This window comes from Cedecea sp. NFIX57 (assembly GCF_900177785.1).
GTDB lineage: Bacteria > Pseudomonadota > Gammaproteobacteria > Enterobacterales > Enterobacteriaceae > Cedecea > Cedecea neteri_C.
The window spans coordinates 1-24,965 of the sequence record NZ_FXAS01000046.1; the positions used below are offsets into that span (position 1 = coordinate 1).

The 24,965-nt window shown below is 47.2% G+C and carries 29 protein-coding genes and 2 pseudogenes; 10 read left to right on the forward strand and 21 right to left on the reverse strand.

Annotated features, from left to right (window positions below; translation table 11 throughout):
- The 17 genes and pseudogenes from B9Y90_RS27140 to B9Y90_RS23580 form a co-directional block, all read right to left on the reverse strand.
- Window positions 1-332 (reverse strand): annotated as a pseudogene (locus B9Y90_RS27140) (MFS transporter); the annotation flags it as partial.
- 779 nt (window positions 333-1,111) lie between these two features.
- Window positions 1,112-1,417, reverse strand: coding sequence for a hypothetical protein (locus B9Y90_RS23505; protein WP_032152569.1), 306 nt, complete (start codon window positions 1,415-1,417; stop codon window positions 1,112-1,114).
- A gap of 33 nt (window positions 1,418-1,450) precedes the next feature.
- Window positions 1,451-1,756 carry a conjugal transfer protein gene (locus B9Y90_RS23510; RefSeq protein ID WP_085542792.1) on the reverse strand — a complete coding sequence of 102 codons (306 nt, stop codon included), beginning with the start codon at window positions 1,754-1,756 and terminating at the stop codon, window positions 1,451-1,453.
- A 35-nt stretch (window positions 1,757-1,791) separates the two neighbouring features.
- Window positions 1,792-2,190, reverse strand: a complete 399-nt coding sequence (locus tag B9Y90_RS23515) for a cag pathogenicity island Cag12 family protein (RefSeq protein WP_000592251.1) — start codon at window positions 2,188-2,190, stop codon at window positions 1,792-1,794.
- On the reverse strand, window positions 2,187-3,212 hold the full coding sequence (virB11, locus tag B9Y90_RS23520) for a P-type DNA transfer ATPase VirB11 (RefSeq protein WP_000125558.1): 1,026 nt from the start codon (window positions 3,210-3,212) through the stop codon (window positions 2,187-2,189). Before virB11 ends, B9Y90_RS23515 begins: the two co-directional genes overlap by 4 nt.
- Window positions 3,202-4,452, reverse strand: coding sequence for a VirB10/TraB/TrbI family type IV secretion system protein (virB10, locus tag B9Y90_RS23525; protein ID WP_085542793.1), 1,251 nt, complete (start codon window positions 4,450-4,452; stop codon window positions 3,202-3,204). The genes virB11 and virB10 overlap by 11 nt, the downstream gene beginning before the upstream one ends.
- 43 nt (window positions 4,453-4,495) lie before the next feature.
- The gene (virB9, locus tag B9Y90_RS23530; protein WP_109176808.1) at window positions 4,496-5,404 is read right to left on the reverse strand and encodes a P-type conjugative transfer protein VirB9; all 909 of its coding nucleotides are present in this window, start codon (window positions 5,402-5,404) and stop codon (window positions 4,496-4,498) included.
- Window positions 5,401-6,084 (reverse strand): VirB8 family type IV secretion system protein, encoded by a 684-nt coding sequence (locus tag B9Y90_RS23535; protein ID WP_058216753.1) that lies wholly within the window; start codon window positions 6,082-6,084, stop codon window positions 5,401-5,403. Before B9Y90_RS23535 ends, virB9 begins: the two co-directional genes overlap by 4 nt.
- 221 nt (window positions 6,085-6,305) lie before the next feature.
- Window positions 6,306-7,379, reverse strand: a complete 1,074-nt coding sequence (locus B9Y90_RS23540) for a TrbL/VirB6 family protein (protein WP_085542794.1) — start codon at window positions 7,377-7,379, stop codon at window positions 6,306-6,308.
- A gap of 3 nt (window positions 7,380-7,382) precedes the next feature.
- Window positions 7,383-7,625, reverse strand: coding sequence for an EexN family lipoprotein (locus B9Y90_RS23545; protein WP_085542795.1), 243 nt, complete (start codon window positions 7,623-7,625; stop codon window positions 7,383-7,385).
- A 7-nt stretch (window positions 7,626-7,632) separates the two neighbouring features.
- Entirely contained in the window at window positions 7,633-8,340 is a 708-nt protein-coding gene (locus tag B9Y90_RS23550) for a TrbJ/VirB5 family protein (protein WP_085542796.1), read from the reverse strand.
- A gap of 17 nt (window positions 8,341-8,357) precedes the next feature.
- The gene (locus B9Y90_RS23555; RefSeq protein ID WP_053271849.1) at window positions 8,358-11,096 is read right to left on the reverse strand and encodes a VirB4 family type IV secretion/conjugal transfer ATPase; all 2,739 of its coding nucleotides are present in this window, start codon (window positions 11,094-11,096) and stop codon (window positions 8,358-8,360) included.
- A 12-nt stretch (window positions 11,097-11,108) separates the two neighbouring features.
- On the reverse strand, window positions 11,109-11,414 hold the full coding sequence (locus B9Y90_RS23560) for a TrbC/VirB2 family protein (RefSeq protein WP_012457109.1): 306 nt from the start codon (window positions 11,412-11,414) through the stop codon (window positions 11,109-11,111).
- A complete protein-coding gene (locus tag B9Y90_RS23565) occupies window positions 11,411-12,121 on the reverse strand; it encodes a lytic transglycosylase domain-containing protein (RefSeq protein ID WP_085542797.1) in 711 nt (236 codons plus the stop codon). The genes B9Y90_RS23560 and B9Y90_RS23565 overlap by 4 nt, the downstream gene beginning before the upstream one ends.
- Before the next feature lie 117 nt (window positions 12,122-12,238).
- Window positions 12,239-12,457: a hypothetical protein gene (locus tag B9Y90_RS23570; protein WP_085542798.1), complete on the reverse strand. Its 219-nt coding sequence runs from the start codon at window positions 12,455-12,457 to the stop codon at window positions 12,239-12,241.
- Window positions 12,458-12,461: 4 nt separating this feature from the next.
- Window positions 12,462-12,677 carry a hypothetical protein gene (locus B9Y90_RS23575; RefSeq protein ID WP_004178170.1) on the reverse strand — a complete coding sequence of 72 codons (216 nt, stop codon included), beginning with the start codon at window positions 12,675-12,677 and terminating at the stop codon, window positions 12,462-12,464.
- A 71-nt stretch (window positions 12,678-12,748) separates the two neighbouring features.
- Window positions 12,749-13,204, reverse strand: a complete 456-nt coding sequence (locus tag B9Y90_RS23580; RefSeq protein WP_085542799.1) for a transcription termination/antitermination NusG family protein — start codon at window positions 13,202-13,204, stop codon at window positions 12,749-12,751.
- A 256-nt stretch (window positions 13,205-13,460) separates the two neighbouring features.
- Here B9Y90_RS23580 and B9Y90_RS23585 point away from each other — a divergent pair, with 256 nt between their 5' ends.
- The 10 genes and pseudogenes from B9Y90_RS23585 to B9Y90_RS23630 all read left to right on the forward strand — a co-directional run bounded on the left by B9Y90_RS23585 (window position 13,461) and on the right by B9Y90_RS23630 (window position 20,953).
- Window positions 13,461-13,829 carry a helix-turn-helix transcriptional regulator gene (locus tag B9Y90_RS23585; protein WP_009309975.1) on the forward strand — a complete coding sequence of 123 codons (369 nt, stop codon included), beginning with the start codon at window positions 13,461-13,463 and terminating at the stop codon, window positions 13,827-13,829.
- A gap of 484 nt (window positions 13,830-14,313) precedes the next feature.
- Window positions 14,314-15,015, forward strand: coding sequence for a RepA family replication protein (locus B9Y90_RS23590; RefSeq protein WP_254902742.1), 702 nt, complete (start codon window positions 14,314-14,316; stop codon window positions 15,013-15,015).
- 864 nt (window positions 15,016-15,879) lie between these two features.
- Window positions 15,880-16,209: a type II toxin-antitoxin system RelE/ParE family toxin gene (locus tag B9Y90_RS23595; protein WP_000493286.1), complete on the forward strand. Its 330-nt coding sequence runs from the start codon at window positions 15,880-15,882 to the stop codon at window positions 16,207-16,209.
- Window positions 16,190-16,471, forward strand: coding sequence for a helix-turn-helix domain-containing protein (locus B9Y90_RS23600; protein WP_000780222.1), 282 nt, complete (start codon window positions 16,190-16,192; stop codon window positions 16,469-16,471). The genes B9Y90_RS23595 and B9Y90_RS23600 overlap by 20 nt, the downstream gene beginning before the upstream one ends.
- 135 nt (window positions 16,472-16,606) lie before the next feature.
- Window positions 16,607-17,734 (forward strand): DNA-methyltransferase, encoded by a 1,128-nt coding sequence (locus B9Y90_RS23605; protein WP_085542800.1) that lies wholly within the window; start codon window positions 16,607-16,609, stop codon window positions 17,732-17,734.
- Window positions 17,731-18,576 carry a NotI family restriction endonuclease gene (locus B9Y90_RS23610; protein WP_032722772.1) on the forward strand — a complete coding sequence of 282 codons (846 nt, stop codon included), beginning with the start codon at window positions 17,731-17,733 and terminating at the stop codon, window positions 18,574-18,576. The genes B9Y90_RS23605 and B9Y90_RS23610 overlap by 4 nt, the downstream gene beginning before the upstream one ends.
- Window positions 18,577-18,580: 4 nt before the next feature.
- Window positions 18,581-18,761: pseudogene (locus B9Y90_RS23615) on the forward strand (helix-turn-helix domain-containing protein).
- A 369-nt stretch (window positions 18,762-19,130) separates the two neighbouring features.
- Window positions 19,131-19,913, forward strand: coding sequence for a SprT-like domain-containing protein (locus B9Y90_RS23620; RefSeq protein ID WP_016603533.1), 783 nt, complete (start codon window positions 19,131-19,133; stop codon window positions 19,911-19,913).
- 118 nt (window positions 19,914-20,031) lie between these two features.
- Entirely contained in the window at window positions 20,032-20,679 is a 648-nt protein-coding gene (locus B9Y90_RS23625; RefSeq protein WP_085542801.1) for a ParA family protein, read from the forward strand.
- A gap of 40 nt (window positions 20,680-20,719) precedes the next feature.
- The gene (locus B9Y90_RS23630; protein ID WP_004178129.1) at window positions 20,720-20,953 is read left to right on the forward strand and encodes a hypothetical protein; all 234 of its coding nucleotides are present in this window, start codon (window positions 20,720-20,722) and stop codon (window positions 20,951-20,953) included.
- Window positions 20,954-21,054: 101 nt separating this feature from the next.
- Here B9Y90_RS23630 and B9Y90_RS23635 read toward each other — a convergent pair whose 3' ends face one another.
- The 4 genes from B9Y90_RS23635 to B9Y90_RS23650 all read right to left on the reverse strand — a co-directional run.
- On the reverse strand, window positions 21,055-22,173 hold the full coding sequence (locus tag B9Y90_RS23635) for a hypothetical protein (RefSeq protein WP_085542802.1): 1,119 nt from the start codon (window positions 22,171-22,173) through the stop codon (window positions 21,055-21,057).
- Window positions 22,174-22,665: a thermonuclease family protein gene (locus B9Y90_RS23640; RefSeq protein ID WP_085542803.1), complete on the reverse strand. Its 492-nt coding sequence runs from the start codon at window positions 22,663-22,665 to the stop codon at window positions 22,174-22,176.
- 36 nt (window positions 22,666-22,701) lie between these two features.
- Window positions 22,702-23,457, reverse strand: coding sequence for a MobC family replication-relaxation protein (gene mobC, locus B9Y90_RS23645; protein WP_085542804.1), 756 nt, complete (start codon window positions 23,455-23,457; stop codon window positions 22,702-22,704).
- An 8-nt stretch (window positions 23,458-23,465) separates the two neighbouring features.
- The coding region (locus B9Y90_RS23650) for a type IV secretory system conjugative DNA transfer family protein (protein WP_085542805.1) at window positions 23,466-24,965 on the reverse strand (1,500 nt) is incomplete at its 5' end.

The window sequence follows — 24,965 nt, forward strand, 5'->3', positions numbered from 1 at the left end:
AATATTAATCCTGCTGCCGTAAATATTATGGTCATGATCCATAGCGGAACTCTAAACAGTATGTTGTTGTCGAGTGACTTAAAAAAGTAGCTCAACCCCTGAATAGTTAGCGGTGATATGGTGCCGAATATAAAAAAGAAAATGGACACACACGCCACCGACTTTAACCAGAACGGGGCGTTCTTTCTTTCCTCGCGGGGAAGGTGGAATATAAAAGGTAATGTAAGACCTGCGAGCAGGGATAATATGACAGGGCTGTTTTGCAGCCATAACAGAAAAAAGGAAAATGCATCGGCAAAGGCATTCAGCCTTTGCATCAGGTGGGAACCCATATCTATTTTCTCCATACGAAAACTGACGTATTGGGCGCAAAAGATGGGAGCAGCTTATAGGAGCGTAACCACGCTCCCATGCGATGCTCCCATAATATGCTCCGATGAATATGCAAAAGGCGCTGATCGCCAGTGGCGATCAAGCCCGTTATCCGTGCTTTCAGAATACAGCCGACCAGTGGTCGTCTGTCCTCTGAAACGCCCGAATGACGGGCAACGGCGTGTGCCATTACGTTCGGGCTGGACGCCCTCACTGCATGACACATGGGGGTAATGTCCCGGCTGGACGCCGAGCCAAAACCCCCAAGGTCAAAGGCGGCACACCGTCTTGCGCTACGCGCGACCAACCCCTTTAAGACGCTGCGTTTAGCCTATTTTTCCTCGCAAGCTCGAAAAAATCGGAACGCTGCTTTAAAGGGGTTGGTCGCGCCTAATCGGTAATATCCCCCGCTGGGGCGGGTTATATTACCTGGCTGCGACGGTGTGCGGGGCAAGCCCCCCACAAAAACCGGCACGTGGGCGTGCCTTTTTGCTCGCTGGGGCGGCAAAATTTTTGCGGCTCCCCCCGGCCTGCTCAATTCGCTGTGGGCGAATGTTCGCAGGTGGGCGCGGTTCCTGAAAATTAGCAATTTCTTCGAAATTGAATTTTCTTTCCGCGTACCACTTCATTATTTTTCGTCTTAACAATTTCTTCGAAATTGAAGCCAAAAATAATGAAGCCTTAAAATCCCGTCGCCTGTTAGTTTGTGTATTGTACAATACACTTTTGTTTTGTGTGATTACATTTGCTCGCGGTATATTTCAGCCCTGCACTCCCTTTCAGCTTCCAGTGCTTCACTGTAGGACGCATCATCAATTTTCGTACCTTTACTCTCGGCATAGCGTCTTAATTTATTTGCGTCAGCTTCATTAAGTTCTGAAAGATGATCGCGTAAAAGACCGATAAAACAGCTTTCGTATATTTCGTAATACAGCCCACAACCTCTGTGGGCTTCTTTTGATAACGTGTCATATACTAGGGCTACAGATATTCTGTCCTGATTTTTTGAGTGTATATTCTTAATGAATAAATCTTCGTTTATCATTTCGAACCTCTCATATCAAAATGGATATGTCAGTTATCCTTTCACTCTGCCAAATTTTGAAAGGATTTTGCTTATTGATTCAGGGTCTGCGGCTTTGCACTCCCCTAAAAATTCTTTTCGCATATCGAATGTTTTACCCGGATTAAAGCGATGGTGTTTTTTAAATGCGTTGATTTTAAAAAATGCGCGTTCTGCTGAACTGCATTCACTCCCACCACTATTACCCGTAGCTTTTCCGTACATGCAAAGAACAACTTCGCACGGGTCAGCAGCAAAGGAATAAATCGGCATTCCTGCGGTCAGGCATAATACAGTCGCCGCGATAACGGTTTTTTTCATGGTAAATCCTTATTAGATTGTGTTGCTTAAATGGATTAGCGAGAGAAATAAATAGTGGTTTCTCTGCATGTCAGACAATTAAAGACAGGCTGGTATTCAATAACACCTTTTGCGCCATTCTGGCGAAGCCAGTTTTTGGCATTAAAGAAATCAGTACCGGATTGTGCAGTGACGACAATTCGTGTTGAATGAGCGACTGCGTAAAATACTGCTGGAGTCCATATTGTATCGTAGAAACTTTGTGCGCTGATTGATGATGTCCATTTACCGTTAACTGTCGGGGAAGGAACTATAACGTTATTGTCACTCCATTGCGGTAAACTGGTGTTTAATGGGTCGGCGGCTTTATCCCACTCTACAGGAACGGGAGGTGGCGGCGATGAACATCCGGTAACTATTGCCGCCAACATGATTACTTTAAGTTTCTTTATCATGCTTTCATTTCCTCAAAATACTGGTTTCGATGAATTGGACGGAAATAAATGTCATTCATACGGCGGACATTTCCGTCTAAATCAATGCTCACAATCACGTCCAGGCTATCCAGAACCTTACGTAACATAAATGTATAGGGGAGCTGGGCGCACTGTGGATTTTCATAGCAACGGGTAATAAACCCATCTATAGCTTCTTTCGCTGATCCTGCATGAATGGAGGTCATACTCCCTTCATGGCCGGAACCTGTTATTTTAAGGAAGTCCCAGGCTTCCGCACCGCGAACCTCTGTTAATAAAATGCGGTCAGGGTTCATACGGTAATTCCAGCGTAAAAGGCTCGCTGGGGTAACGATAGAACCTTTTTCATCTGATGATTCTGACGGATAAAAAAGATGGACGTAGTTTTTATGGATAAAGAACGTGATTTCCGGGTTGTCCTCAATGGTTGATATCCGAAGATGTACAGGAATATACCCTATCAACATTTTCATATAGGTGGTTTTCCCGGTACTTGTTTCCCCGGCGACCGCGAGAGTTTTACCGTACTCGACGCATTTCTCCATAAACAGAGGAATATTTTTTGTATTGTACAATGCAATTAATTCCTCGTCGTGCGTCTCCGTTTTTTCCTCGCCTGTTACCCGGTTATAAAATCCCGCATCGATATACGACTGATGCGGGATTTGTACCTTTGATGGTTTACGGATGGTGATTGACACCGTATCGCGCTCACAGGCCGGGGGAACAATCACCTGGCACCGTTCGCCAGATTCCAGCGTGGCTGACAGCCCCGGCTTAATATCTTCGATATTGTCGCCGTGGTGCTTTGCCAGGCACCGGGCAAAGTTGTAGCAATCCTCATAGGACAAAGGAACGGCGTGCTGCTCCCATACGCCGTTGATTTTGGTATACAGCTCACCTGGACGGTTGACGGCGATCTCCGTCAGGCCGGGAAGCTCCAGAAAGTCGCCAAAGAAACGCTGTTTATAGCGGTCGAGGGAAATATTCTTAGCGGTCATTTTTCAACCTCAGTGTATAGATGTTGGAAAAATCAATATCCTCGCCTGTGATCAGGTTGATGATCTCGCCCTGATTCTTATAGAGCGTTGGGGGAATATTGATGCTGTTCTCCAGCGTAGTACGCGCCATATCTGCCATAGCCTGGCGGCTGTTTTCCGTATAGTCCGTATTGCGGTCTTTTTTACCTGCACTGTTGGATGCCCATGCGCCAATATCGGGGATCATGCCGACCATTAACGCGCCGCCGAACCGTTCCCAGAAGTGCGAATCTATCCAGCCATCAACGCCAGCCTCGCCCAGCTCGCCAGCCGCGCTGGTATCAACCAACGGGATATCGAGATAAGGCGGCTGGCGGGTGCGTAGCTTCGTCGCAATGATGAATGCCCGCCCTTGCCCGTGCTTCATACCTTCTTCCGCTATGGCGCGGTAAAGTAATGATGCCGTGGTGCCTTTCTCTATCAGCTTCGTGTTGCCACTGGCGCTCCAGATGTCAGTAGTGACCGTGCAGCGAAGTTTCCCCGCCCGGTCAGATACAAAACGGCGATCCAGTGAGCAGGGGATCGAGGTATTTTCCGGGATGTACAGGTCAGGGTTATAGGGTATGCGGCGCACTGGTGCGGGGCTTTGTCCCGGCGACGGTGCGGCGGTATTTGTGGCCGCGCTGCTGTCCTGTTGTCCGGTGGTCGTTGCCGATGTCAGCGTCATTTCCTGCTGCCGGGTTTTTACCTGGTTCTGTGTGGTGGCTGAACCATCACGGCGAATAAGGAAGCTGGCTTTGTTGAGTTCTGGCGGGGCGGCCGGAACCGCCTGCCCTGTTCCCCCCGTGCTGCTCTGGCCGTTATCCTGCTGCTCTGGCTCTTCTTCGGCTGTATCGGTGGACATACCGAGATCGTTACGCTGCCGGTAATCGGTTTTGTTCGTCTGCGGGGCTGTGTCCTGTTTCTTTTCTTCCGTGGGCTGCCACAGGATATTGCGATAAACCCAGTTACCGCCCCATGCCAGGAAGATAAGCGCGACCGCGACAATGGCAAGAAAGGCGGTTGCTTTGCCCCGTTTGCGCTTTTTCAGCTTGTTAACGGCGGGTTGTACCGGGTCTTTCTCTTCGTCGTCCTGCGCGTTGAGAAGCTCAGCCTCCCTTTTAGCGCGGGCATCCCGCTCAAGCGTGGCAATATCATCCTCAGCGTGTGCCGGGGATGCCTGCGCTTCATCCGGCACAGGCACTTTGTTTTCGTCGTTCATATGCACGATTCCTTTTATAAAAATATAAAACTATTTTTATAGGTTAATTGGATTCCGGTTTTTCCACTCTTTCCACCTGCCGGGATACGGTGGAACCATCGGCGGCGTGTACCTTGCCAAATCCGCTATTTTCCAGACCCACAACGGCATTACCGGAACGCAGTACCAGGCGTGGCGTCACCTCCTGGATAACCAGTACGGTGAAGTCGCCTTTCTTCTGGATACTGCTGTTAACCACATGCTCTTTGCCGTTCAGCTCTTTGGTTACGGAAGGAATGGACTTAGACGGGGAGAAGCCCACGAACGTAAAGCGGCCATCGTCGTAAGCAAAATCGGGAACAATGTTGAAACTGCCTTTGCCCGGATATTTGGTGTAACTCCAGTTGCGTGGCGTCTGCGCCGAGTTCAGCGCTTTCTGGACGCTGGCCTGTTGCTGCTTCTGCTCCCACTCGCGCTGTCTGGCCGTCGCCTCCCTGCTCGCTTTGTCCCGTTCTTCGCCCGGATAGCGATAGCTCACCTGGAAAGCGGGCTGCTGCGCCGATTTATCATCGATGACGTTCAGCTCGACGTTGTACAGGCGCTTACTGGTGACAACCAGCATATTGGTATGCCAGTCCCGGCTGTTCGGGGGGATCACGACCTGCGTTGTGTTGCCATCTTCTCCGGGCGCTCCCTGCGTGAGCGCAACCGGGCGAACGTTGACCCGGTTTGCATCCGGCGTGGCTTCCCATGCCTCATCAAAGCCGGGTTTGGCGCTTATGACCGCCTCATCGTTATCAAAGACCAGCGTTGTCATAAAGCCGGGTTTGGTGTTAACGACGGTGACGTTCTGCGGGTTATAGATAACCTGCTGCACGCGGGAGTCATAGCGGCTTGCCTGCGGTATGGCCGCACCCCATGCCGCGCTACACATCATCAATGCCAGTGCGGTAAACGTTAACTTTTTCATCATTCACCTCCCCGGATTTCGCGGTCGGTCTGCCAACTGGTGACGGTAAAGCCGAAGTAGTTGATCTCGCGTTCCGCATCGCTCATTTCCTTGTCAGGGTCAGAATGGAACGTGAACCGGGCATCCCAATACTCGTTGCGGGTGCTGTTATCAGCCAGACGGCGGATAATCTTCTTGTAGCGGATGGTGGCGACCCTATCAGGGGCTGTCGCATCGGTGATCTGGTTCGACAGGATCTCCACTTTCACGGTGTGCGCCCCGTTCTTATAAACCTTGTCCGGGGCATTTTTCCCGGCGTAAAGCGCCAGATAGTCATCGTTTACCTGGGGGGAGTTGTAGACCTGCACTGTCTCGTAATCGTCCTGCAGAGAGGGATAGACATACCGCTCACGCACTTTGACGTAGTTTGCGGCCATCGCCTTTTGATAGGCTTCTGTTGCGGTCAGGCTGGTTTTCGATGTCCGGGTAACGTGTTCCACCCGTCCTGTGTGGTTATCCACGGTATACAGCTCAACGTCCGTCTGTTTCAGCGGCAACATCACGACCACGGCGACGAGCGCCAGTACCGCAATCAGCAGACCCACGCCGCCAACAACAAAACCGGCTTTCGTGGCGCGTTTATCCCGCTCAATCATTTGCTGCTCAAAGGTACGGGATTCAGCAATTAATTTCTGTTCACTCATGACTGTTTAACTCCGCCATAATTTGAGGGGTGTTTACGGGTTCTCCCTTACCGCTAAAGGCAGAGGGAGGCGTGTTCTGGGCACAGCCAGAAAGCGCGCACAGCAAAGCCAGCGCAATCAAGCGTTTCATCAAAGATTTCCTCAACTGAATTGGAAATATGAAAATATAATTATATTTTCATATGTTGATATTTCGGGGGGATGGACTGGATATGTCAGGCCTAGCTGTTGAACTTCTTAACCGCGGATTCTCTCGACTGTGCCAGCCTCCGCGCTTCGTTCCGGGCTATCATCTGCTCAATCGCGTATTTACGCGCTTTAGAAGCGTTATAGCCTAACTCACCTCCGGGCTTGCCGGGTTTACCTGCATTCGCATCCTTCCAGCCCTGAATGTTGTCTTGGGCGGAACGTTTGGTTTCTTTAGCTGCTCCCCCGGCCAGCTTCCCGGCACCAAAAGCAGCAGCACCGATACCTACAGCGGCCAGCCCCTGCATGGATACGGTAGCACTCGCTCCGGCCAGTGCTGCGGCCAGTTTTGCGGAGAGATAAACCAATATTGCCGCACAGATCCCCGCAAGACAGACTTGTGCTCCTAATTCAACAATTGTTGAACTGTCCGCGACCTTCGTTGCCTTAGTAAGGACTAGGTTTAAATAATTCACTACAATTCTTAAAGAAAGAGCTGAAAGCATAATGGTTAATATGGCTGCAAATATATTTTGTAGCCAGTTATTGAACATGGTGCGGAGAAAACCATACATAAGGCAAAAAATAAATATAGGTGCTGTAATACTCAGTAATAAGATCATGACTTCCGCTATCATGGAAACAAATGCGGTGATAATCATTAAGACGAATATCCCAAGCCAGACATAAAATTGAGCAGTCATTCCCTCATCTTTTATATAAGTGGAATCATCCATGTCGTGTAATGTTTTACCTAGCACCTTAGCCTTATTCCATAAGGTGTCTAATAGCTGCCATATATTATCACTGCCAGAAAAACCCTCCTTTATTCCGTTTATGGCATCAATAACGCCATCGAGGTAGCCACCTAAATTAGCCACAAAGGACAGGATGATCGCCATCCTCATGATGTCCCACATCGTGTCTTCCATCGGCGTGGAGAGCTTACCAGCCAGAGTCTGGTATCCACGCCACATGATGTAGATGGTAGCTGACGCTGCTGCCAGCCCCATCATCATAGAAGAGTACGACATCATTAATCCCTTTGTGGCGTCTGTTATTCCTCCTATCAGGTATTTCTCAACCCCAACAAAAAGACCGCCACTCATATATTACTCCTCTAAATTATTTAAGTCTGGAGTTGGTGCGTTTAGCTGCTTTATTTGATAGTGGGCTTCATTTGCATTCTTGCAGTTTTCAGAAGCATCACCACTCTTTTGGCACTTTTCATAAACGATTTTTAATTCATCAGGGTGATCCTTATACCATTTTGTTGTTTTAGCTTCCTCCTTACATCCAACAATAGAAAAACACAGGGTAAGCGTCGAAATTAAAATGATTTTCTTTGATAACATAAAAACCTCATAAATTATTAAGGTCAGCAGTTGGCGCGTTTAACTGCTGTTGGTTCCACTGTTTAACGCGCTCCGCCTCAAGCACTTTTTCGCGTTTATCTGCTGCTTTCACACTCATTTCCCATTGGGTAGTAAGCGTGTTCAGCATGACAGATTTTAGCTGAATACTGTTTGCAAGGTCTTGAGATTCTTTCGAATCTTTGGCTAATGCTACCCTGTTGGAGAGGCTGTTGATTTCCCCCAGGGTCTGGCTTACCTGGTTCTGGATCTCGTCAGTTTGTTCTAGCTGGATTGCTTTATTGATAACCTGCTGTTTGCACACGTTGGCATAACTCCCCGATTGTGCGGTGTTGCAGGTATCGAAAATTTTATACTTTTCGTACAGCGCATCGAACTGGCCGGAGGAGCCGCCGGAGAGAAGCAAATCATTCAGTGCCTGTCCGGGCTTGCGTAGCTTTTCGAGGTCGGCTTTCAGGCTCTTGGCCTGGTCAACAAAGCTGGCAATATCACGAACGCCTGTGGCCGTCGCCAGTTGGTCTTTGTATGCCTGTATCTGGCTCTGGTAATGCTTCGCTGTGTCCATCCAGCGCTGCGCCTCTTTCAGCCATTCAGCTTCACGCAACGGGTCAGCATCAACCAGTACGGGAATCCCTGCATGAGCCAGTGGGCTTGCAATGACGCAAGCCAGAATAAGGGTACGAAAGCGAGTTTTCATCGTATATCTCCTTTGGGTCAGAGTGCTTTAGCCAGGTAGGTATCGAGCCATTCATGAGGCTGCATTCCTTCCCGGTAAATCGATTCGAATATTTCGAGGTTGGGGGCATCGCCGCTCATGACTTTGGTGTATCTGCCGATACCCGACAGATCGAGCGTGACACGAGCGGCAAAACGTTTGGTATCGCCGCGCTTGAACTGATTTTTCACCACAACATACTGGCGGGCTTGCGGGTCAAGCCCTTTCACCACGTCGAACACTTCCGGCTCAAACTTCATACCGTCAACATAGTGTGCGCGGTCGGCGTTGGGGTTCGCCGCCAGAATCTGTGTCCCGCACTGCTCAATTACTGCCGGGGCGATATCATCTTTGATGATCTCTGCCGGGGATTGAGTACCGACGACCAGCATCCCATTCAGCTTACGGATGGTTTTCAGCTTGTTATAAGCAAAGTCCTTAAACACCGGGTCGCGTAACCACTTCCAGAACTCATCCATGAAAATGACCAGACGTCTCCCGTCAAGCAAGCTGGTAATGCGGTACAGCAGATAAAACGAGATCGGCGCACATACGCTTGCATCGTCCAGGAACTCCGTTCCATCGATGCCGAAGTTATCGCAGTTGCTGATATCGAACGTGTCAGATTCGTTATCAAACACCCAGCCGAACTCACCGCCCTGCGCCCACTGTGACAACCTGATATCCAGACCATTTTCCTGGGCTTCCTTTGTGGCCGGTTCCGGTAACTGTTCCCTGAGTCGGGTAATACCAAAACGACGATACTCTGGCTCATCGCTCATGACGGCATTAACCGCGTCGTTCAGACGGCGTTCATCGCGGGGAGTGATGGTTGCGCCGTTACGGGTGCAAAGGATTTTCATCAGTTGCTTGATGAAATTGATATTACGTTTGGTTGCAGGCAGTGAGAACGGGTTCCACCCCGTAGGCTCGCCACTGATAACCCGATAGTAACGGCCGCCCAGCGCCCGGATGTTTATCTCCGCGCCCCGGTCTTTATCGAGGTAAACGGTTGTCAGCCGTTTGGTTTTTGCATCCGGGGAGAAGCTATCCTCGCGCCCGTATTTCTGCTGCATGATCTCAAAGAACGTCATCAACATGGTTTTACCAGAACCGTTCGTACCGAGGATGCAGGTACTGGCCGGGTTCTTCTCGTTGAATTCGTCCTTATCTGCCAGTGTGTTATGCAGGTTGATATAGTAGCCATCGCCTGACGGGGTGCGCATCAAAGCCATTGCATACCCCCAGGGGGCTTTATCGCGTTTTCCTGGATAGAAATTATGGAGTGCGGCCAGCTCCACAAAATTCTGACTACTCAGCTCCCCTTTACGTGGCCGCAGGTTATAGTTGCCTGGCAGTTGCGCCATATACGCCGCTGAAAGCGATATTTCTGCCGGAACAGGCGTTATCCCGATGTTGTTCAGCGCGTTACTGATTTCGTTCGTATCAGCAACCAGGCTTTCCAGAGACGGGGAATACACCATGATGGAAAAATGGTGCTTTCCGTAAGCTATTTTCCCCGATGTCAGCAGGTCAAGCGCTACATCCAGATCCAGCCGTTGGGAAACAGCATCGTCGTCGGCACTCATCAAAAGGCGACGGGTACGCTTAATGGCCTTTTTCGCTTCCTCGCGTGACATGCAGGTGTAAGACTGCGTGATCACGTAATCGCAGGGGGCGTAAAGAAGGGAGTCCATCATCCCCGTGGCGGTTTCTTCGGAGAACTCCTTAATCTCCAGCCCCCGGAAATATTGCGTACCGTTGGCGTGGTTTATCTGCCCGGACTCCGCCGAAAAGAACAACGCCGCCGCGCCCATTACGTCATAGGCCGGGGTGCGGGTAACGCGAACTTTTCGCCACTGGTGCGTTAACAGGTATTCATAGAATGCCAGTTGTGACGAAAACACCATTTTCCCTTCGGTAAATGTACCGAGAGAACGTGCACCATAGCGCGCCAGCGCGGTATCGAGCGTGCTTTTGATTTCCAGCATTTCCAGCAATGCGCCGTCCAGCTCCTTAAGTTTCTGGCTGTCTTTCATCCGTTTGCGTTCCGCTTTTTCAAGGCTGACAAACGGGCGATAGCAGACCGTCAAAAACAGGCGGTTACGCCGGAATGAGCCAACAGAGGCGTAGTAAAGACGGCTAACTTCATCGGCATACGGGTTGCCGGAATCTTGATGAAGATTGTCGGTAAACGTATTGCGGTCGTTATGGATATAGAAAGTGACGGGCATACCTTCGAATGAGCGGATTAGCCCGTGTAACTGGTTCGTCCCGAACTGGAGTGTTTCGTCTGACTCACAGTCGAACGGCGTTCCCATCAACTCCCATGTGCAGTACAGATCGCTTTTAGGCGAGCGAACCACATGCTGATGAATATGCGAGGAGTACGGGATGTACTTCTTGATGGTGGCACACTGATTTAGTTTCATGGCGTCGAGAAACTCCTTGATATCAACATCATCATGCTCAACGGGCATAAATGTTGTTGCGCCAAATAAACGGTTTGCTACCGGCTTTCCCTTCGCTCTCAGCCATACGGCAATCAGATTGAACCGCATCGGTTCATTTCTGGTAAGGGACTTCATCACCAGAAATTGCACAGGAAGTAAGAACAGGAGAGCGACGGAAGTCCAGATAGCAACGATGATGGTTACACCCGTGACAGCCAGCAGGGGCACCATTGGCACCCCCCACAGCGCCGCCGGGCGTTTCATTGCCTTGAGCAGCTTTGCCATATGTTCAGCCTCTTAGCTCATCAGCAGAGCGCCGATTTCACTGCCTCCGCCAATTAAAATGCCGCCAATGATGATGTAGCCGCACTGCGACAGGCTCTCGCCTTTCCACAGGGTCTTATAGCCAATCCAGATCACGGCCACGGTGATCGTGATAGCCGCCAGACCATGCAGCCCGCTGGATACCTTCTCCATGATGGTATTTGCCCGGCTAAAACCATCAGCGAACGCCGGACTGGCAGCAAAAACGCTCATGGCCGGAGCCAGAACATAAGCAGATGCACGGCTGATTAATTCCTTTACCTTACTGAAAAGTTTCATTTTTCTTCCTCTTTCGTTGTTACATCGCGATTTCCGCGCACAACCTGCGCGGGGTAATAGACTGTGGCCGCCTTTTTCTGGCGGAGTTGAGCCGGAACGCCGCGAACGATCGCCCCCGGCCACACCACGCGCGGGCGCGTCGGCGCATCCACTGGCGTAGCTTTCAGGGTGGCCGCTGGGGTTGCGATATCATCGCGGGTGCCGGGAACGGCATAGCGGGTATCCGCCGGGGAGTAGCCAATCCGCTGTACATAGCTCGTCTTTGAAAAAGCGGGTTCCTGCTGTTGTCCGGTACTGAAATTGCCGGAGTAGTAGCAGCTCAACGCCCTTTTCAGGGTGCCGCCCCGCTGGTAGCAGTCGGTGATGATTTTTTCGTAGACGGAAAGATTGATGCAGGGATTGAAAAGGTCAGTAGCGGTGACGCCGTAACGCTTAAAATTAGTACTGGTTATCTGCATCAGACCAACAGAGTAGCGGCGACCTTTCGCCTCAATCTGATTGGTGATGCTGACTGCATCCTCCATACTTTTTGGCATGTGAGTAATAAAGCCTTTATCGCCGGGTTTTCGTTCGGGCTTAGGCACGATCTCAGCGATGGCATAGGGGTTGTAACCGGACTCTACCCTTGCCACATCGAGGGATGTAGAAGGGTGAACGGTGGCGGCACACTGCATAGCCACCGCCAGAAAAGCAGTGGTGGAAAGCATGGCAACCTCAGAACAGAAAAATGATGATCAGCCAGATGATAAACAGAACGAACAACCAGCCTGCGAACGCAAGCCAGGCATTGGTATTGTCTCGATTCATTGTGCTGTCTCCCTGTTTTAACTCACAGGAGCAGCCTGCGGCGCTGCATCATCTTTAGGTTCGAGGAGTACCAGCTTGCCGGAAACGGAAATACCGGGCGTGATCATGATGTTCAGCCCCGGCTTGCCACTGTGTGCGAAGGCCGCACCGACTTTCGTCCAGTACGTATTTTTTTCGCCGTTCTCGCCGGGCTGGGTTTCCTGCGTGACGTACACGTTATAGGTGGGTTTTCTCATTGCATTACTCCTTCTGTTTCTCTGCGAGTAGCTGCCGGAGCAGCTCAGTACGGGCTTGCTCACCAAATTCATCCATCAAGAACTGGAGAAAGGTGCTTGGCCGGATATTAGATTCAGACAGGTAGCTGATTTCACGGGCTTGCTTTGCTAACTCCTGATAGCGCTTTTGCCCGATGTAAATAACAGCCGTGCTTGATTTGCCTGGTACGCTTTTCGGCATGAGGTAAAAACTCCTATGAAAAAAGCACCGCAGCTTATGAAGCCTGCGGTGCAAGGGAGGTCAGGTTGTGGTTAGTGGTATTGGTTCTGGAGTAGTTTTGAAAAGGCTACCTTGCGTTGGAGCGGAGACCTTATCAGAGAGAGTTCTTGAATTTTTGCCAGCAAATCCGGGGCGATATTTCGGCACTCGATAGCATCTTCATCAGGATTGAGCGCCATCAGACGGGCGCATTCAATCGCTGTTATCACTGATTTTGGGACGGTGCAGGGTGTTGAACCGAAGCTGACAAAACCATGCGCGCCCGGAATTGATGTGATAGTCGATGTATGCGTTATGTTGACGTCAAAGCAGAGGAAAAGATAATTAGGAAACAACACCTTCTCTTCCTGACGTACCGCCCGGCAATCCTTACGTGGCGTTACTTTGATATAGCGGGGGCAAAACACCTCGACATCCAGTCCCTCGACTCTTCGGGTGATGCGTTCAACATCCTGATTGTTGCAGTATAAAACGTACCATTCATACATAAGATCCTCCCTAATGGGCACAAGCCCCCATTTTCCGCCGTCCTAAGTTGGCGGAACTTAGAGCGCGTACTCATAGCTTAACTGTATAAATTTACAACTGGTATTTTATACAGTCATTTGGGGGTGTCAACATCAAGAACTGCTAATGATAATAACATCGAATGATTCAAAATCAACCTTTGATAGTGATTCATTATGTTGACGGTGAGGTTTTTAACACCTTGTAAGATGGGATCCCCAAAGGGGGGTTGCATATATGGTGCCTAAGAGACTGAAAGAAGCCAGGATGGAGGCAGGATTATCGCAGGCAAAATTATCCCAGCTTCTCAGCGTGGAAGAAGGGGTTAATACACGCTCTAGGTTTTCGAGCTACGAGGTAGGGAGAACGGAACCGCCGTTTAGTCTGGTTAAAAAAATTGCGGAATTACTCGACTATCCAGCGAATTATTTTTACACCGAGGATGATGATTTTGCTAAAGCTGTCTTGCAATTTCACCGAGAGCGCACCGATCCAGAGTCAAATCCGCATTACAATTCGGTAGTAATAGAAGCAAGAAAATTATCATCAAAGCTCGATAAGGTGAGAAAAACCGTAGCCCAGTTGAACGAATACCTGAAAGAGTGAGCTATAGCTAGATTACTGGTGGGACGCTGCCGCGCTTCGCTTGTCCAACCCCTGATTTCTACACAAAAAATTTGCGTAAAAATCAGGGGTTACGTGTTTTTAATGGCAGGATGATGTGAGCTAATGGAGATCTATATTAACAGTCTCAATGTTTTGTAATTCAAACAAGTTAATGAATTCTATACAAAAAACTAGATGGTGTTTTTGCAGATCTTTGATGTGATAATTGATCCTAATGTAACATCGTGGTAATTTACCGACGTTTACAGTATTCATGCGGGTGGGACGTTCCCGGTAATAGCGTCCAGGGAAGGGGGAAAGCAGAAGCTCAACCCCTGAATGCAGAAACCCCCTGAAAATCCCTCTCGGACTTGGCGGAACGGAGGATAATCAGGGGGTCAAAAGCAGGCGCTGGCCTGTGAAGGATTATAGCAAATGCATAACCTAACACAACCCCCTTACACCGCCATAAGTGCGGGCGGGTGTGACTGATAAGAGTCTTTCTCTCAAATCACCTGCTTCACCTACGGGCGTCGCAAAGCAAAGCCCCTGTTATAACGTTGCCTCGCGCAAGCGTCGCCGGTTCCTCAATCGGTGGATTAAGTCGCTGGCGACCGAAGCCGGGCGTATCAAAATCAAAAATGAACTCCGGCGCCGTATCCGGCACAACAAGTATTGGGTCAACGAGGCCAATAAATACGGTATCGAAACACTCTGCGAGCTGATGCTGGCCATCTTTGACGATCTGGATTTAAGAGACTGGCAAACCCGGCATAACCTGGAGACGCTTTCTGATCGCGCAGGTTTGTCTACTCGCAGTGATGCCGGAAATAAATCTGTCTCCCGTGCGAGTAACGGATGCGATCGCCTGGTCTGGCTGGATGCGATTATCACAGAGAAAGCAGCCTTCAATCCTTATGACGCCCGTTGTGCCTGTAAGCACATTGAGGTAACAGAGGATTTCTTTGCCATTCTCGGCGTTCCGCTGAAACAGGTCTACCGGGAACGCGCCAGGCTACTTAAGGCCGACCCGAATGAAATCATATCATCCGGGGATGTGCGGTTAATCGCAATCAGGGTTGAAAACTGGACGCGCAAGGCCGCAGCCGGATTAGCCAGGATGAAAGCGAGGCGTGACGCAGCTCGCCAGCGCAAACAGGAATACTACTCACCAACCTTTGCCTGACCTCCACAAACTACCGCCTTAGCTGGCGGGGATTCTGCACGTCTGCAATTAACCTCAGTACAAAAAATAGCCTTAACGTACAATAATTTTCGAGATCCAACCCATTTCCCCTGTCGGAATGACGGATTTTTCGGCGGTTCCGGTGTAGACCTTCTAAAACTGCTGTATAGCTTGTGGGTAAGTGACAATAAAGTGCAAACGATATGCCGCAATTACTCTTTTGGTTTATCTTTTAATTACTTAGGTATTAAAAGATAAACCAAAAAAAAAGAAAAACATTACTGTTATCCCCTTTGAAAAGTGGATAACCGAACAACATCGGCGCAAGCGCCTCAAAAGTAGCTCCCCACGCTAAAGCGCGGGGCATTCAGATCGAAATCCCTCGAGGGCTAACAGCTTGCCTGTTAGCCCTCGAGGGATTGGACAAATCCGGCCACGCCGGATGCGTCAGCAAATATCGCTGAACGTTTTGCCTACACGCTCGTAAGCGGCTCTCACGACCCGCTAACGCGGAGATACGCCCCAACTGCGGCTTCGCCTTGTTGTGACCACTCCGACCGCGCACAGAAGCCTTTGAGCCGCTTTTAGTGGGTTATGGCTTTGCAGGGTAAGGGATGGATAGGCGATCCCTTTCGATCCCTCATTGGTATCGGCGGCTAACCCTCAGTGCTACCTGTTATTTCATCCTGCCGCCTTACATGCGCTGACGCGCATCAATCCCCGTTCCTCAATGGAACGAAAACTCACGCTAACAGGGTAGTGACCGGGTAGCCGCGATAACTGCCAACAATATTAGCTTACAGGTTAATTTTACCTTGCCTGAAATTAGCCTATAGGTTAATATTGATGGGAATGGGGGGTCATATGTTTAGCGTCGTTTATCACCCGGAAGCCAGGGAAGAAGCCACAGCATTACCCGTAAAAATCAGGGTGAAGTTTGACCGTCTCATCGGCAAACTGGAGTATGACGCCCGATTACTGCGGGAGCCGGACACGAAGCCCCTGGGCGACGGACTTTTTGAGATCCGCACGATGGGGACGGACATAGCCAGGGGAATATGGGTATACCACAAAGGCAATACCATCATCATGCTCCGGGTTTTCATCAAGAAGTCACAGAAAACGCCAGCGAAAGAAATCGATCTCGCCAAAAAGCGGTTAGCGGAGGTACTTAATGAAACTGGTAAGCCATAAAGAACTGCATAACGAGTGGATGCAGGACGATGAATATCGTGCTGCATGGCAGGAAGAAGAACGCAAGGAGAAGCTCAGAGAGCTACTTGCGGAATGGCGCAAGCATGACAACCTGACAAAAGCGCAGGTTGCTGAACGCATGGGGGTTACACCTCCGGTTATTTCCCGCCTGGAAAACAACATCACCAAAGCCAGCATCGATACACTGACCCGCTATGCTCACGCCTGCGGCATCAAAAAACCTGTCATTGCCCTGTACTGAACAACCAGCCCTCCGGGGCTGGCCTTTTTGTTTCGGTTCGGCTTCAGACCCTCTGAGAGGCAGACCAATCTGAGGTGAATAATGGTATTCTTTATATATAAATCTATTTTTTTGAATAAGTTACGGTATAGCTAGATGAAACAGAACTTACAAAGTGAATTAGAAAACCATATAAAATCAGATGGTTATGAGAAAAAAATAAATTATTTTAATGATTCATTCTCTGAGTCTTTAGCTATGTACGAGCAAACATCGGGATGTACTCCACTTTTGATGTGTGGTGATTCTCTTGAAGTTCTGGCACAGCTCCCTCCTGACTCTATCGATTTCATCATGACTTCCCCTCCGTACTGGGGGAAACGAGAATATGATAATGGAGGAATTGGATTAGAAATAGATCACATGGATTTTGTCAAAAATTTGGCGAAAATTTGCCTACAACTCAAGAGAGTTTTAAAGCCAACAGGTTCGTTTTGGTTAAATCTTGGGGATACATATAAAGATAAAAATTTATTGGGATTACCTTGGCGTGTGGCTTTTGAATTAACCGATAATCAAGGATGGATTCTTAGGAATAGTGTTATATGGAATAAGTTGAAAGGAGGCATGGATAACAGCGCTGATCGCCTCGGAAATGTTCATGAGAACATTTTTCACTTTGTTAAGAAAAATAAAGGTTATTACTATAATGCAGACGCAATTCGTACTAAATCTAGAGATGCAAAAGTAGTAAACGGTTCCGTAATTTCTGCTACTGGTGTTTCAGGTGTTAGATACAAAAGACAGATTGAGCTTTCTACTACTCTGACACCGCTTGAAAAAGTCAACGCTCTTTCAGCATTAAATGGCATGCTTAATGATATTTCAACCGGAAAATATTCTGATTTCAGAATGGTGATTCGTGGGCAGCAAAGAACCACACACTCAGAAAGTGAAAAAGTTTCTGGAAGAGCAAAAGAACTTAGAGATAAAGGTTATTATTTTCTGAGGTATCACCCTAAAGGTAGTAAACCCGCTGATGTTTGGGATATTTTGCCAGAGGATACACAAAAGAGAAAATCCCACTTTGCTGCTTACCCTTTAGACCTTTGTAGAATCCCAATTCTGGCAACTTGTCCCGAAGGTGGCATTGTATTGGACCCATTTTCTGGTACTGGTTCAACATTGATTGCTGCATATGAGTTAGGTCGTAAATCTGTTGGGATTGATATATCAGATAGCTATTTAAAGCTCACTATGGAAAGGTTTAATCTATTAAAATGAGCAAAATTATTGAAATTTTTGGATTGGATACTCACTCAACTCAAGATTGGGAACGCGTGATTCAAGAGCAACGTTGCCCTTTTAGGCAACGGACATGCTTCAAAACCCGGAAGTCAGAGTCGAGTGTCGCCATTGGTACATGTTCTGTGCTTTACGGAAGAGATCCCCGTCCAATAATGATCTGTCCAGCAAGGCTTCTCGAACGAGGGCAGATATTTGCAGATTGTCTGCACTTGCTTACTAATCATGAACCAGGTAATGAATTTCATGTTGTTCCAGAAGTTAAAATCCCAGGAGGTAATGTTGACTTCTTCTTAGCCTCCGTAAGAAACGGAAAGGTAAGAGATTTTGTGGGTATAGAACTGCAAACAATGGATACAACAGGTACTGTATGGCCAGAGAGACAACGTTTTCTTAGGGAGGTAAATATCATTCCCAGTGACGACGCAGAGCATTCAGTCAGACCATATGGTATTAACTGGAAGATGACTGCCAAAACTATTTTGGTTCAAATGCATCATAAAGTGAAAACATTTGAACATATAAATAAAAAACTTGTATTGGTGGTGCAGAACCATTTGTTGAACTATATGTCAAATGAATTTAATTTTTCACATTTGAATCAGCCAGCAAGGATTGGAGACTCATTACATTTTCATTCGTATAGCATGGAGCGAATAGGAGAAGAATACAGAATTGAGATGAATGCAAGACTTAGTACTGATGATGATGGTATTTCACAATGCTTAGGTTTGCAAGCGGAAGCTCGTATTGAGCTTGAACAAATATTACTAATACTTGAAAGAAAAATTGGTCCAATGACATTATTTAGAATGTTTTGATAATATCTCACGTGCGGAATGGCGTAAGCATGACAACCTGACAAAAGCACAGGTTGCTGAATGCATGGGGGTTACGCCTCCCATTATTTCCCGCTGAAAACAACATCACCAAAGCCAGCATCGATACTCTGACCCGCCACGCTCACGCCTGCGGTATCAAGAAACTTGTCGTTGCCCTGTACTGAACAACCAGTCCTCCGGGGCTGGCCTTTTTGTTTTGACCAGTCCCAAAATTTGGTTCGCCAAATGCCTTTTATGTTAAATCCACAATTTCTATATAACAAATAGCGATTAGCGCTGTTTTCTCGCGTCAAGGCGTCATTTGTATACGTGATTTCCGGTCAAACTGGCCGATATCACATGGTTAATTTTTTGTTAATATTCCCGAAAGCGTTAACAAATATAACATCTTTCCATTTCCCCCGCCTTTCCCTACGAACCGTCGATAATATCACTTTCTATTTTTCTATAATAATATGACTTCGGTCACGGTGTGGATTGCCGCCAAACCCTACAATTGTATTGTGCAATACAATTCTTATGGAGATAGTGTTATGTCCGATATCAAACCCGCAATTAAGGCATACAGTGAGCTTCAACAGGCTTATGACTGGTTCAATCTTTCCCTCTTTGATAAGGCTCTGCCGGATCTGCTGATTACGTTACAGCGCGGTCGTAACACCTTTGGTTATTTCGCGCCTGAACGCTTCACAGGTGAATCCAGCGTATCGGAGCTGGCGATGAATCCCGATTACTTCGGTGGCCGTTCGCTGGCCGATACCCTGTCAACACTGGTGCATGAAATGGTGCACGTGTGGCAGCATTACGCCCCCGTTAAAAAGTGCCGGGGCGGCTATCATGATCGTGTATGGGGCGCGAAGATGGAGGAAGTCGGGCTTATGCCATCAAATACTGGCTTACCTGGCGGGAAAAAGAACGGGCAGCAGATGACGCACTACATTATCCGTGGTGGCCGCTTTCAGAAAGCCGTGTATGACCTGCTTAAAAATGGCTTCTCTATCTCCTGGTATGACCGCTGGTCTGACGGAGCAATCGTTACCTCAAAGATTAACAGCGATATCCTCGATGACTGGCTGGCCGTCACCGATGAAAACGATACTGACCTTATCAATCGGCTGTCACTGACCGTCAGCAAATCCCGCCCGGAACTTATTCCAGACGATGACGATCTCAGCGTAATGATCAAACCGCCAGTAAAGGGTACTGGCACCCGCATGAAATTTACCTGCCCGGAATGTGGGCTGAACGCATGGGCGAAACCCTCCGCTGTATTGCTTTGCGGTGAGTGTCGGTGTGAGCTTACGGCGGCAGAATAAAAAAATGTATAAACCTATAATTATATTTTTATAGGTTTATATTTACTCTTTTGTGTGGCTGCGCTACACTCAAACTAAATCTATATTTTTCTATAAAAATATTTTAATAGGGGGTTGTATGACCGCTGTTATCGCGCTGGCTAACGGGAAAGGTGGGGTGAAAAAGTCCTCGATGTCACGGGCTATCGCCACCGAGTATACAAAGGCAGGATGGGGGGTTCTTGGGCTGGATATGGATATTGATCAGGGGTCTTTCCTAGACTGGGGGCAACGTCGGTTGCGGAATGGTTTTGAACCTCCGGTGATAATTCAGGGATGCGGGACGGTTTCACAGGCGAAGAAACAGATCGAATCCGGGCAATGGGATTTGATTGTCATCGACAGTGCGGCGTATGCCACGAAATCGTTACTCAGCCTGATTGATATTGTCGATTTGCTGGTACTGCCAACAGGGTTTAGCGTGGATGATCTACGAACGACCGTTACGACCGTAAACGCGCTGCGTAACAAAGGACATTCGACAGATAAAATGGCGGTGGTGTTTGCGGGGGTAAGTGAAAGTGAGAGTGAATATCGTGCGGCGCTGGAATATCTGCAACCCTGCGGCGTTCCCGTCATTCCGGGCGCTATTCCTTTTCTGACATCGTTCAGCCAGGCGCAGGATAAAGGGCTTGCTCTTACGGAGTCGCCTTTCCCTGGCCCACGGCAGAAAGCTGATGATGTTGTGCAGGGTGTGATCGACCGACTGACAACGCTTACGCAGTAGTATATAATAATATAATTATATTTATCTATGAGGTAATATTATGGCGAACGTCCCAGCAAAACCGCGCAATACCAAAGGTGAGCCGCCAAGCCAGGCGGATACGGAACACGGCTTTAATCCTACCCGGAAAAGTGCTGATGGCCGTAAGGCACAGCTTAACTTATACATTGATATGGAGCTGAAACGTGAGTTCCGCTCCATTGCTGCGGCCAATGATATGAAACATGGGGAGCTGTTCGAGGCGTACCAGGAATTCTGGAAAAAACATCATTAAAGGTTGTAAGCAAGAACCGCCGAAATACTAGTAAGTCATTATTTTGGCGGCTGTTGTGGCAGACCTTTTAACGTAATTCTTTTATTGTTAGCAATGGAATTTCAATCTTTATTTTTGAAGAATATCATCATCTTCAATTTTAGGAATGTAATATTTGTATCGTCATCCCTAGAAAAATTATACTCGTAATTACTGATTTCGTTTACATAGTTTAGATGAACCTCATATGCGGAATTAATGGTTTCAGAACTCAACGATTCGAAGATTTTACCGATATAATAGTTATACTGACTATTATTTAATGTGCTACTAATTATATCGCCGTGTTTTAGATCTACCAAATCCATTTTTTGTAAGTTATTCCTTATTTCACCAATCAAGACACCACACTCTTTTTTGAAAGCAAGTTCTTTTGGCGTTAATTTTTCTTCGTTTAAATTTACGCTGAATATCTTTTTTAGTTCTTCAATCATGAACTTGTAGTAATTGTTATTAAGTCGATGCTTTGACTCGTTTTCTAGTACTTTTAGTTCGGAATTAATCGAATCTGTTTCTGGTATCTTGTTTTTTGATTGGGTCATGCAAAAATCTATATATAATTCATTCGCTTTATTTATCAAACAACTAAGGTATTGATATCTTTCATTGAAGAATGCAATTATCTCTCTGATTTTTATAGTTACTTTAATGTCTTCATCGCCTGGGGTCAAAGAGTAAAGATTTACGGATAAATCGCCATCAGAAAACATTGGCGACACGGGCCAGCTTGCAAAAAATTTCGAATCATTTCCTTTTTGTTTTGTAAGGTTAGTAGGATGAGCACCAAAGAAAGATCGGATTTCCTTAAAGTATTTTTCATCACAACAGTCAATTGATTTTTCCTTGAATATGTGACTATTTTTTTTAAAAGGCCATTTTTTTAACTTTTCATCTTCGTGAAAAATTCTATGTAGTTGCTTTATAGCCTCAAAGACGTTATCCACTGATGTTATTAGCGAATATACTTGCATTGACTTTTCATCTATGTTTTTAGATGGTTCAGGGAGAGAATACATAAAGTTAACAGAAACTGATATCCAATCCATACAGCTACATATTATGTGCCATTGGTTCTTTCCTTTGTTGTTGTAGTATTTAAAAAAAATGTAATCATTGTTTGAGTTTATCGCATCTCTAAACTCAGTAATTAAACTATAATTTATCGCATATTTTTTTAACATTTATTGGTCTCGTTCAAAATTATTTATATGTCTTCGCCACTTCCACGGCTCCACTGGATTAGGTGACGACCACAGCCCTATTCTATATCGCTTGGCTTCTTTCTCAAGGCGTAGCATTGTTTCGTCATTGGCACGGCCATGATAGCGGTAAGCCCACGCCATACCCGCTTTAACCTGTTCTGCGTTGATATTGATACCGTCAATCATCAATGTTCCAAGCCAGCGACCATAGCGATCTGTATTGTTGGCTATGACCTCAGTTTGTTTCTGGACGGCCAGCTTTAACAGGTTCTGCTTCGAGCGCTGGCCGAACGGTTGCCCCGATTCCGGGGCATCGATACCGTTAAGGCGAACTTTCATCATTTTGCCATCGGCGAGTACCTGGACAGTATCACCATCGACGACTCGAACAACACGGCCAGAAAAATCAGCCAGGCAAAGGGCGGGGAAAAGCAGGGGCAGAAACACAAGCAAACGAGATCGGCATTTCATTTGTCACACCTTATAAAAATAGATTTATATAAATAATCACTGGCCGCCGCTGGCGGTTGCTTGCTCCAGTTCATCAATGGTGCGGAAAAGAAACATTTCGCGGTTCTTCGCGTCGAACGGCACCGGAACGTTGTTCCTCATTACCGTTTTGATGGAGTCAAACAACCGGATTAATGATGTTTTGGTTTTGTCATCCGGCATGACATACATCGCGTAGTGCCAGCGTCCGGCATCGCTGGCCGCCAGATGGCTGTTAATGATGTTGATATAGCGTGCGCGGGTTTTCATCGAGCGCTCAGTTTCGACGGCGACGATTGCCCCGCTATCTAACGTGATAATCCCGTCAGGACGATGGCGAACGCCAGGATAACGCGCAATAAACTCCCCCCGATCACCATTAAGCCAGCCTTGCCCGCCTTTCTCTTCCAGTGCAATTCTGACCCGATGATTCAGGAGCCGGTGTTCCAGTGTCCAGTATTTGAGTTTCCCCGGCTCAAAATAACCGGGGAATACTTTATCATCGGGTTTAACCACCATCGCCAGCCCTTGCATGGTGATCCCCCATAGTGATTTTTTTCCGGCTATTACCGGGTATTCATGTTTTATCAGAAACCCCAATGCAACCGCTTTATTCAGTAGCGCATACGTTGGGCGGTGACTTTTACCCTTGAACCCAACAACTTTTTTCAGCGTTTTAAAATCGGAGTATGTTTCTTCTTTAAGGAATGTCAGCAATGCAAGCATTTTTCTGTTTGCGGCTTCTTTCCTTTCTGCAACGTTATGAATAAGCATTTCAGCCCTCACAGATTGATTGATGGCTTATGTTCCTGACTTTCATTTTTTTCCGGAGTAGCTTGTTTATACTCAAATGAAAGCGTATCAATGTGCGATTTTTTAACGGCGATATGGGAAAGTTTTGTTGCTTTTGCAAGGTCGGTAGGTGTGAAAACAAAACCGACAAAGGGCGGTAGGTTTAACAGCATATTGCAGTCTATATAATATCTTTCCGCTTGTCGGATCATCCTGTCTGTTTCCATTTTCTCTGTTAACGCAATATCTGTTTTAACTTTCCTCATTTCATCATCTACCAGAATTGAACCCGTCATTCTTGCCACCCATTCGGCAGTTTCTGGATTCTGTAGTTGATACACCAGTTTAAATTTTGCGTTCTCAACCACTGCTCCAATCACGGACTCAGGATTTAAATCAGCCGGGCAATCTCGCAAATCGTCTATGGCCTGAAATGCCATAAAGATATGTACTCCTTTGTCCCTTGCTGTACCTAGTCCTTCCAATGCTGGGCGGGAAATATGATATTTCAACTCATCAAGGAATATAGCGACTGTCCGAGGCTTGCTGTTTATTCTGTCGCGGCTTTCAGCTATCTGAATTAAACGGGTTAAAATCATCCTTTGTGCGGATATGATTTTTTGATTGCGCGTGGAGCCAATAATATAGCAACACCCTCCCTCGTCAAATATTTGTTTAAGAGAGAATCCTTCATTGGCATTAATAGAGTTTACCAATGCGATTTCCTCTAGCTCTCCATAAAATGCAGGGACATCTTCCTTTAGTGAGGTTACGAAGTCATTATTAAACAAGTCGCGTAATGTCATACCTGGCTGATGTATTGCTGCTGTATTTCTGGCTGCGCGTCGATCAGCTATCCGATAAAAATCAGCTCCCTGACCTTTTTTCGTAAGACTGAACCCGGCATTAAATAATTCTTCCAGTTGTTCGCGTGATATTTCCGCTAGTAAATCCATTTGGAAATTGAGGTTGTTAAGATCAATAAGAACAAATTTCTTTCCTGCTATGCGGCAAGCCTCTCTTAATACATGCGGTGCCCATTCGTCATTTTTTGGGTCTTCAACAAAAACAGCCTCATCCAGCATGATAGCTTGGTACAGTAAAACTGTTGCACTCACTCCTTTACCTGAACCTGTCGTTCCTATTATCGCCGCATGTTGTGACTGAAACTCTTTTATAGTTATGTATTGCGGTTGGTCTTCTTTATCGAGTCCGATAAAAACACCTTTTTTTAGGTCGATGTACTTTAGCGGATCATATGATACGCTATCCGGCAGCATGTCTTTTACGTCCCTTACGTCCGTTCTGGTATTTCTCTCCAACTTGCTTTTCTTAATCATTCGATGTTTTAGGTTGTCAATTTCTCCTGCTAAAAGTCGTCGGGCTGCAATATGAAATATTAATCCTGCTGCCGTAAATATTATGGTCATGATCCATAGCGGAACTCTAAACAGTATGTTGTTGTCGAGTGACTTAAAAAAGTAGCTCAA

Coding starts and splice junctions, on each gene's coding strand:
- B9Y90_RS23610 (WP_032722772.1), top strand. CDS start 17,731: ATGAGCAAAATTATTGAAATTTTTGGATTGGATACTCACTCAACTCAA.
- virB9 (WP_109176808.1), bottom strand. CDS start 5,404: ATGATGAAAAAGTTAACGTTTACCGCACTGGCATTGATGATGTGTAGC.
- B9Y90_RS23640 (WP_085542803.1), bottom strand. CDS start 22,665: ATGAAATGCCGATCTCGTTTGCTTGTGTTTCTGCCCCTGCTTTTCCCC.
- B9Y90_RS23565 (WP_085542797.1), bottom strand. CDS start 12,121: ATGCTTTCCACCACTGCTTTTCTGGCGGTGGCTATGCAGTGTGCCGCC.
- B9Y90_RS23635 (WP_085542802.1), bottom strand. CDS start 22,173: ATGTTAAAAAAATATGCGATAAATTATAGTTTAATTACTGAGTTTAGA.
- B9Y90_RS23505 (WP_032152569.1), bottom strand. CDS start 1,417: ATGATAAACGAAGATTTATTCATTAAGAATATACACTCAAAAAATCAG.
- B9Y90_RS23575 (WP_004178170.1), bottom strand. CDS start 12,677: ATGCCGAAAAGCGTACCAGGCAAATCAAGCACGGCTGTTATTTACATC.
- B9Y90_RS23585 (WP_009309975.1), top strand. CDS start 13,461: ATGGTGCCTAAGAGACTGAAAGAAGCCAGGATGGAGGCAGGATTATCG.
- virB11 (WP_000125558.1), bottom strand. CDS start 3,212: ATGACCGCTAAGAATATTTCCCTCGACCGCTATAAACAGCGTTTCTTT.
- B9Y90_RS23560 (WP_012457109.1), bottom strand. CDS start 11,414: ATGAAACTTTTCAGTAAGGTAAAGGAATTAATCAGCCGTGCATCTGCT.
- B9Y90_RS23570 (WP_085542798.1), bottom strand. CDS start 12,457: ATGAGAAAACCCACCTATAACGTGTACGTCACGCAGGAAACCCAGCCC.
- B9Y90_RS23630 (WP_004178129.1), top strand. CDS start 20,720: ATGGCGAACGTCCCAGCAAAACCGCGCAATACCAAAGGTGAGCCGCCA.
- B9Y90_RS23555 (WP_053271849.1), bottom strand. CDS start 11,096: ATGGCAAAGCTGCTCAAGGCAATGAAACGCCCGGCGGCGCTGTGGGGG.
- B9Y90_RS23620 (WP_016603533.1), top strand. CDS start 19,131: ATGTCCGATATCAAACCCGCAATTAAGGCATACAGTGAGCTTCAACAG.
- virB10 (WP_085542793.1), bottom strand. CDS start 4,452: ATGAACGACGAAAACAAAGTGCCTGTGCCGGATGAAGCGCAGGCATCC.
- B9Y90_RS23510 (WP_085542792.1), bottom strand. CDS start 1,756: ATGAAAAAAACCGTTATCGCGGCGACTGTATTATGCCTGACCGCAGGA.
- B9Y90_RS23540 (WP_085542794.1), bottom strand. CDS start 7,379: ATGAGTGGCGGTCTTTTTGTTGGGGTTGAGAAATACCTGATAGGAGGA.
- B9Y90_RS23605 (WP_085542800.1), top strand. CDS start 16,607: ATGAAACAGAACTTACAAAGTGAATTAGAAAACCATATAAAATCAGAT.
- B9Y90_RS23515 (WP_000592251.1), bottom strand. CDS start 2,190: ATGATAAAGAAACTTAAAGTAATCATGTTGGCGGCAATAGTTACCGGA.
- B9Y90_RS23580 (WP_085542799.1), bottom strand. CDS start 13,204: ATGTATGAATGGTACGTTTTATACTGCAACAATCAGGATGTTGAACGC.
- B9Y90_RS23600 (WP_000780222.1), top strand. CDS start 16,190: ATGAAACTGGTAAGCCATAAAGAACTGCATAACGAGTGGATGCAGGAC.
- B9Y90_RS23550 (WP_085542796.1), bottom strand. CDS start 8,340: ATGAAAACTCGCTTTCGTACCCTTATTCTGGCTTGCGTCATTGCAAGC.
- mobC (WP_085542804.1), bottom strand. CDS start 23,457: ATGCTTATTCATAACGTTGCAGAAAGGAAAGAAGCCGCAAACAGAAAA.
- B9Y90_RS23535 (WP_058216753.1), bottom strand. CDS start 6,084: ATGAGTGAACAGAAATTAATTGCTGAATCCCGTACCTTTGAGCAGCAA.
- B9Y90_RS23625 (WP_085542801.1), top strand. CDS start 20,032: ATGACCGCTGTTATCGCGCTGGCTAACGGGAAAGGTGGGGTGAAAAAG.
- B9Y90_RS23545 (WP_085542795.1), bottom strand. CDS start 7,625: ATGTTATCAAAGAAAATCATTTTAATTTCGACGCTTACCCTGTGTTTT.
- B9Y90_RS23595 (WP_000493286.1), top strand. CDS start 15,880: ATGTTTAGCGTCGTTTATCACCCGGAAGCCAGGGAAGAAGCCACAGCA.